Source organism: Desulfobacteraceae bacterium (assembly GCA_022340425.1).
GTDB lineage: Bacteria > Desulfobacterota > Desulfobacteria > Desulfobacterales > JAABRJ01 > JAABRJ01.
Map to the genome: position 1 here is coordinate 1 of JAJDNY010000108.1, position 7265 is coordinate 7265.

General features: G+C 55.0%; 5 protein-coding genes and 2 rRNA genes. 3 read left to right on the forward strand and 4 right to left on the reverse strand.

Going from position 1 to position 7265, the window contains the following annotated elements:
- Positions 1 to 803 precede the first annotated feature (803 nt).
- The 3 genes from LJE63_09630 (at position 804) to LJE63_09640 (ending at position 3436) form a co-directional block, all read left to right on the forward strand.
- Positions 804 to 1160 (forward strand): hypothetical protein, encoded by a 357-nt coding sequence (locus tag LJE63_09630; protein MCG6906874.1) that lies wholly within the window; start codon positions 804 to 806, stop codon positions 1158 to 1160.
- Positions 1161 to 1689: 529 nt separating this feature from the next.
- The gene (locus LJE63_09635; protein MCG6906875.1) at positions 1690 to 1977 is read left to right on the forward strand and encodes an integration host factor subunit alpha; all 288 of its coding nucleotides are present in this window, start codon (positions 1690 to 1692) and stop codon (positions 1975 to 1977) included.
- A gap of 448 nt (positions 1978 to 2425) precedes the next feature.
- Positions 2426 to 3436, forward strand: a complete 1011-nt coding sequence (locus tag LJE63_09640; GenBank protein ID MCG6906876.1) for a ketoacyl-ACP synthase III — start codon at positions 2426 to 2428, stop codon at positions 3434 to 3436.
- 90 nt (positions 3437 to 3526) lie between these two features.
- On the opposite strand, the gene LJE63_09645 is transcribed toward LJE63_09640, so the two are convergent.
- The 4 genes from LJE63_09645 to LJE63_09660 form a co-directional block, all read right to left on the reverse strand.
- Positions 3527 to 4897: a sigma-54 dependent transcriptional regulator gene (locus tag LJE63_09645; protein ID MCG6906877.1), complete on the reverse strand. Its 1371-nt coding sequence runs from the start codon at positions 4895 to 4897 to the stop codon at positions 3527 to 3529.
- A gap of 59 nt (positions 4898 to 4956) precedes the next feature.
- Entirely contained in the window at positions 4957 to 6510 is a 1554-nt protein-coding gene (locus LJE63_09650) for a HAMP domain-containing protein (protein ID MCG6906878.1), read from the reverse strand.
- A gap of 236 nt (positions 6511 to 6746) precedes the next feature.
- A 5S ribosomal RNA gene (gene rrf / locus LJE63_09655) occupies positions 6747 to 6863 on the reverse strand.
- A 64-nt stretch (positions 6864 to 6927) separates the two neighbouring features.
- A 23S ribosomal RNA gene (locus LJE63_09660) occupies positions 6928 to 7265 on the reverse strand; the annotation flags it as partial.

Below are 7265 nucleotides of genomic sequence, written 5' to 3' on the forward strand. Positions count from 1 at the left end.
CCGGCTCCAGCGCGACCAAAGGGTTCAAGGCGGGAAGGCTTGAGTCCTTTTTTTTTGGCGGGCCCGGCCGGCGCCAACGACGCGCCAGGCCCGCACCCCTTGGAAGTGTTCCCGATTTCCGGCCTGACATATGCCAAAAAACAGGAAATTACAACCACGAGCCGGGGGCTGGCGGCCGCCCCAGCGGTGCCGCCGCGCGCCGAGTTTCGCGCCCGCAGCCGGTCCACCGGGGTCAAGCGCTAAACCAGACCGTCACAGGCGACGGGCCGCCGGACGCCGCGATCCCTGCCGGAACGGACACGGGGTGTCAGAGCGGCTCAAATTCTCGACAGGATGCGGGGGGCTGGGGGTGCCAACCTCCACGGCACCTGCAACGGCACCAGCAGCGGCTTGTCCGCAACCGGACCGGCTTTTTGCTATATGGTTGACATTATTTGTTTTTTAGTTTAGTTTTAAAAATTATAGCGCCACCCCTGCCAACCTGATGGATCGGCAAGGAGTCCAAAACCAGACGACTTCAAAGAAAACGCCGCCTGCCAGCGCACCAATCTCAAGGGGTGAGGCCTGGTCGTGTGCGCCACAGCGGCCTCGAGATGCGGCCCAAAGCGGGAATTGGGCCTTTGACCCCGCCTTCTGAACTCAAGGGGCCCGGAAAAAGATAATTCCACATCTTGCATGTCATTTGATCGCCATCAAAATCCGGCGCCATCTTGTGGAATCATTGATTGCCGCGGCCCCAAACCGTCCCCGGATCATCCCGGCAGCTAACCACAGCCACCAGTGGGTGGGGTTGCGAGGAATAATTGAACTGCATCGACGCCATCGAAGGAACCGTGAAGCAAATCATCATCCGTATTTACAACCAGTATCTCACCTTCGGGCAGGACGATACCGAGTATATCATGAATGTCAAAGCGGTGGTCGAGGGATGCGAAGAATTTGCCCTCAAAAATTCGGATATCATCCGCAGTCCCCAAACCTTGAAAGCCGTGCTCTACGATTTTGCCAAAGATTTGTGGCTCCAAGACCTGCAAAAGAGGCAGCCCCAGGCCGCTGACGAAGGGCCGGCTGAAAAAGAAGGCGCAGTCAAAGCCGAGCAGGACGGCTACTACGAGTATTACTACGACCACATTTACCACCAGGGCGGATATCCCCGATAGTCCCGGATGGGTCACAAAAACCTATAGACCGGCTGGTTTGCACCGGCACCGGGTGGACTACGGGAAGCAGCCTCCCTGCCGGTTATCGGAAGGTGGGCATGACCGAACCCGATGATGCTGAGCTCCAAAGCGAGATCGAAGAGATTTGCGCACGGATCGATACGATCCTGAAGAATATCGAGAGCCATTCCCAAAAACCCCCGCCGACGGTTGAGGTCCAGGAATAAGGGTCGCGGTAAGAAATAATTATACAATATGGCGAAGGATTTTGGTGGCGATCAAAAGACATGCAAGATGTAGAATTATTTTTTTCCGAGGCCCAAAGGCTTAGGAGCCCCATCGGGTTGGGGGGCAAGACCTCGTTTTTCCAAAAAAAAGCTTGATTTTATCGGGCTACTAAAATACGTCCTCAATACCTAGCGATTTTTTTTTGGGGCTTTTCCGAGTTTCCGCTCAGCAACCTGTTCAGGCCTTTTTGCAGTGCGATTTCCCATTCCTCTTTTCCCAAGTGCCCATAACAGGAGGGGCCATGGCATTGACCAAAAACGACATCGTTGCCAAGGTACACGAATTGGGTTTCACCAAAAAAAAGTCGGTTGAAATTATCGAATCTCTTTTGGAAACCATCAAAAACACGCTGGAAAATGAGGATGACGTTCTCATTTCGGGATTCGGTAAATTTTGTATCAAAGGAAAAAACAGGCGCAGGGGGCGCAACCCCGCAACCGGCACAGACCTCATGCTCAGAGAGCGCAAGGTCGTCACCTTTAAATGCTCCGGTAAACTTCGCAATAAAATCAACCGGGCAGTGAAATAGATGGGTTGCGCGGCATCAAAATTTTGGTTAGCACCCAAACAGTTTGGAACCCCAGACCAACCAAAACTGCCACCGGAATATTTGATCTGAAGACGCCATCGGCTCCACCCCTTCCCGTTTCGCCCGATTCCGACCACCCGTTGTTCGTAGCAATCGCTGGCAGCGATCGCCGGTCGCCCGGAGGCTGCCACCGGAAACCAATGTTATGCGCGCCGCGCCGGGCCCTGCCGGGAAAACGACCCGATCCGATCCACGGATAATCCGGCGCAATAAAACCAACCCGGCACGATGCGTCAAAATCCGCCCACCTTGCGGCCCTGACGGCCGCCACCCCACCCGCCCATAGGTCTAAAAGGGTTGCGGTTGTTGCAAAGCGTGGGCATCGAGCGCAGCAAAAATGCCCTCACCGGGGTTAACCGGCGAGGGCTCTAATTCTGGAGGCAGGTGAATGCGTTCAAAAATCACCGCTGTCGATCATTTTGCACCCAGCCGAAAATTGACCAACTGCGATCTGGAGAAAATGGTCAATACCAACGACGAATGGATCAGGACCCGAACCGGCATAAGGGAGCGCCGGGTGCTGGATCCGCAGCGTGGGACCTCCTTCATGGCCATCAAAGCCGCTGAGATGGTCCTGGCGCAACGCGGTCTCGCGCCCGATGAGATCGATGTCATCATCGTGGCGACGGTGACCCCGGACCAGTTGGTTCCGGCGACCGCCGCGCTTGTTCAGAAAGGGTTGAAGGCCGGCAAGTGCTGGGGGTTTGATCTGAACGGCGGCTGCACCGGTTTTCTGTGCGCGGTGACCACCGGGGCGCAATTCATCGAATCCGGGGCCCACCAGAGGGTTCTGGTCATCGGCGCAGACAAAATGAGCGCCATTGTCGATTATCAAGACCGCAACACCTGCGTCCTATTTGGTGATGCCGCGGGCGCGGTGCTCCTGGAACCTTGTGAGGAGGCGGAAGGCGATTTGGGCATCCGGGATTTCATCCTGTGCCTCGACGGTTCCGGCAGCGAATATCTGAAAATCCCTGCCGGCGGCAGTCTGCTGCCGGCCACCCAGGAAACGGTTGCGCGACGGATGCATTATGTTTATCAAGACGGCCGCTCGGTTTTCAAGCACGCGGTCAAGGAAATGGCGGATGTGGCCACCCGCATCATGACCCGCAACAACCTCGGCAGCGACGACATCCGACTTTTCATTCCCCACCAGGCAAACTACCGCATCATTGATGCCACCGCCAAAAAAATGGGGCTGGCTCCGGAGCAGGTGTTTATCAATATCGCCCGCTATGGCAACACCACTGCCGCCACCATACCGATGGCCATGTCAGAGGCCTATCGAGCAGGTCGGCTGGGAAAAGGCGACTGGATCATCCTGGCCGCCTTTGGCGCCGGTTTCACCTGGGGCAGCATGCTGCTGAAGTGGGCCATGACCCAGCCGGCCCCCGGATAGAACGCCCCCGGACGCGAATCAGGGCCACCAGCTGGTCGGCCATTGCGCGGCCGGGTAGGCGGGTGCAACCGCGCCGATCCAGGCCGGGGCTCAGCCGCTGATTTCATGGGTTTTGATTTTGCTCAGTAGGCACGGATGGCTGATTTCAAGCAAACGCGCCGCTTGAGATCGATTTCCCTTGGTTTCTCGAAGCGCCCGGGCAATCATTTTTTTTTCCAGAAGCCTCTGGGCGACCTTCAAGGAGTGTCCCGCTGCAGACTCCGCCATCGGGCCGAGATCACCCGCCAGCCGCACCCGCTCCGGCAGGTGTTCCGGCCCCAGGGTCTCATCTTCCGCCAGCACCATGGTCCGTTCGACGACATTTTCAAGTTCGCGCACGTTGCCCGGCCAAGGGTACTTCAACATGCAGGCCAGCGCGCCCGACGAAAAGGCCTTGATGTTTTTCTGTAATTTCTGATTGAAGATCCCGCAAAAGTGCTCGCAGAGCAACGGGATGTCCTCACTTCGATCCCGCAGTGGCGGCAGTTTGATGTTGAGCACGTTGAGGCGGTAGAAAAGGTCCTGGCGAAAAGCGCCGGTTTGAACCTCTTTTTCGAGATCCTTGGATGTCGCCGCGATAACGCGGGTATCAATTTTCAGGACCTGATTGGCGCCAATTGGCCGGAGTTCGCTTTCCTGCAGCACCCGCAGCAGCTTGACCTGCAGGGGAAGGGGCAGCTCGCCGATTTCGTCCAAAAACAAGGTCCCCAGATGGGCATCTTGAATCAGCCCCGCTTTATCCTGCGATGCGCCTGTAAATGCCCCTTTTTTATAGCCGAAAAGCTCGCTTTCCAGTAGGTTTTCGGGAATTCCGCCGCAGTTGACGGACACCATCCTGTGCTTTGAGCGGTTTCCCGAATAATGAATACTTTTGGCGACCATTTCTTTCCCGGTCCCGCTTTCCCCGGTGATCAGAACCGTCGTGGTGTAGTCGGCGACCTTTTCAACCAGCTTGAAAACCGACCGCATCGCAGGGCTTTTTCCGATGATGTCCAGAAACTGGTCTTCCTTGCGGATGGCCTCGATTTGATTTAGCAGCCGCCGGTTCTCAATCTTCAGTCGATCACGCTCGTTCGCCTTCCGCAAAACCATCAGGATCTCATCAAATTTAAACGGTTTTGAGATGTAATCGTAGGCGCCCGCCTTCATGGCCTGAACCGCCGTATCGATGGTCCCATAAGCCGACATGACGATAAAGGTGGTCTTGTCCAGAAAATCCGCAGCCGCCCGCAAAAACGCCAGCCCGTCCATGCGGGGCATTTTAAGGTCACAGAGAACGATATCAAACGCGGATTTGCCCAGCTGCACCAGGGCCTCCCCGCCGTCTCCGGCGGTGAGGACCTCATACCCGTTTCGACCGAGAAGCGATGCCAGCATGTGGCGCATGTTCTCTTCGTCGTCGACCACCAGAACTTTTTTCAACTTTTCCGTCTGCATTCAAAACCCGAGCTGAATTTCATCTCGAAGCCGCCAAAGAGACCTTATTGGTCCTGAATATCGTCCAGCGGGAACAGCAGCTCAAATCGCGCTCCTTGCCCCGCAGCGCTCGCAACCCTAATCTCGCCACCCAAGTTTTGAATGATCTGATACGAAACGACCAGCCCCAACCCGGTCCCTTTCCCGGGCTCCTTGGTCGTAAAAAAGGGATCAAAGATTCTGGGGAGATTTTTATCCGAAATTCCGGCCCCGTTGTCTTCGATTTCCACCGAAAGCCAATCTGTATTTGACCCGCTGTTCTTTCCGGGTTTCTTTACCAGTGAGGACCGGATGGTGATTTTTCCGACGGTCGCAAATGGCGACAGACAAATGGCGTCCGCCGCATTCTTCATCAAGTTCAGGACAACTATGCGCAGCTGCTCGCCGTCTGCCAAAATCAGATCACTTCGGGCTTCCAAATGCAGGGCAATCGCCACATCGGCTGTGGCGGGTTGAAGATTGAAGACTTCCACGATCTCCCGAATGATGCCGTGCACCCCAACGGGTGCGTGGGGCACGGCATTTTCCCTGGCGCGGCCCAAAAGCTGTTGAATGATGCCACTTACCCGGTGAATTTCCTTTTCGGCCCGATCCAGAAAATCCAGCCGCTCTTCCTGGGGAATTGTGCCGTCACGCAGCAGCCCGAGGTATCCCAGGACAATCCCGATGGGGTTGCCGATCTCGTGGGCCACCCCCGCGGCCAGTTGGCCCACTGAGGCCAATTTCTCCGCCTGAATGAGCCGGCTTTGGGCGGCTTGAATTTCAAGATTGGCCTTCCTGAGGGTTTGGACCGTTTGCTGGAGTTTATCCTGATCCTGTGAAATTCTGCGCAGCATCTGATTAAGAGCCGTGGACAGCGTGCCGAATTCATTTTTTTTGCCCTCTTGTAAAAAATACAGATTCTCACTTCCCGAGCGAAACTCATTGGCCCTAAGAACGAGTTTTTGAAGCGGTTTGAATATCAGCTTGGAGAAAAGGGTCACGCCGAGGAATGTCAAAATGAGGCAGTTGCCCAGCAAATAGAGAAAAAAAACTTTCTGCGCTTGTCGCCAGTGGCGGTAGAAATTTTCGAGATTAAATGTCAAACACGCCCCGCCCACGACTCTGCCGTCAATTTCCAAAGGCGTCGCAACGAACAAATTGCGATGCTGCTTCCAAAAAACACCCCAGGTTTCCCCATCCAAAACTTTCAACGGCAGCTGCAGCCGAAAGGCGCGCGCAGCGATTGCGGCCATCTGTTTTCTTTCAGCCGGGCCGCCTGAACCCCACCATCGCGACCGCCCCGCGCCACTGGTGACCGTCAATCCCTCCCAGGCCAGAAGCGGCGGGGCATCAAGAATATCGGAAAGAAAGTGTTCAGAAAGATCTAACTCCCCGTGTTTGCTGATAGCAAGCTGATGGCCTACTTGCCGCAAGAGCCCATGCGCCCCATGGACCTTCGTCTGAACAAAGTCCTTCTGCACCACGAAAATTATGACGAAGTTAATTAAAAGCCCGGCCAGAAAGAAAAAGATCATGAGGTAAATGCCGATACTGGTTTTAAGGCGGAAAGATCCCATACAAATCCAGGCATCGTGGTGTTTGCGTGAAATCCCCGGTCCCACGGCGCAAGACCAAAAAAAGGTCTATCTTTTGCGCCAACTTGACCCAATCAATGGGGCACGGGCATTGAGCAATTCCCCTGAGGGCAAATGGATGTCTGTAATACGGGAGAAGGGGCCTAGATTGTATCGGTAGGCGGGATGAAAAAAATAAACCCCAGACCGAATTCAGTCGGTCTGGGGTTTGGTGAAGAATTCGGCGGCGACCTACTCTCCCACACAGCTTCCCGTGCAGTACCATCGGCGCTAAAGAGCTTAACTTCCGTGTTCGGGATGGGAACGGGTGTTGCCTCTTTGCTATCGCCACCGAAAATTGATGCGACAATCAAGATATGAGCTGAAAAAAACGCTTAGAATGCTTAAAAAAGGCTAAATGTGGTCAAGCCTCACGACCGATTAGTACCAGTAAGCTCAACACATTGCTGTGCGTACACACCTGGCCTATCTACCTTGTAGTCTTCAAGGGGTCTTCAGCTCCGGTGTCGCCACCGAAATGGGATATCTCATCTTGAGGCTGGCTTCCCGCTTAGATGCTTTCAGCGGTTATCCGATCCGAACTTAGCTACCCAGCTATGCCGCTGGCGCGACAACTGGAACACCATTGGTTCGTCCATTCCGGTCCTCTCGTACTAGGAACAGATCCTCTCAAATATCCTGCGCCCACGAAAGATAGGGACCAAACTGTCTCACGACGTTTTAAACCCAGCTCACGT

Bases quoted from the DNA above. Each gene is read 5' to 3' on its own strand.
- LJE63_09635 (MCG6906875.1), top strand. From the start codon at position 1,690: ATGGCATTGACCAAAAACGACATCGTTGCCAAGGTACACGAATTGGGT.
- LJE63_09640 (MCG6906876.1), top strand. From the start codon at position 2,426: ATGCGTTCAAAAATCACCGCTGTCGATCATTTTGCACCCAGCCGAAAA.
- LJE63_09650 (MCG6906878.1), bottom strand. From the start codon at position 6,510: ATGGGATCTTTCCGCCTTAAAACCAGTATCGGCATTTACCTCATGATC.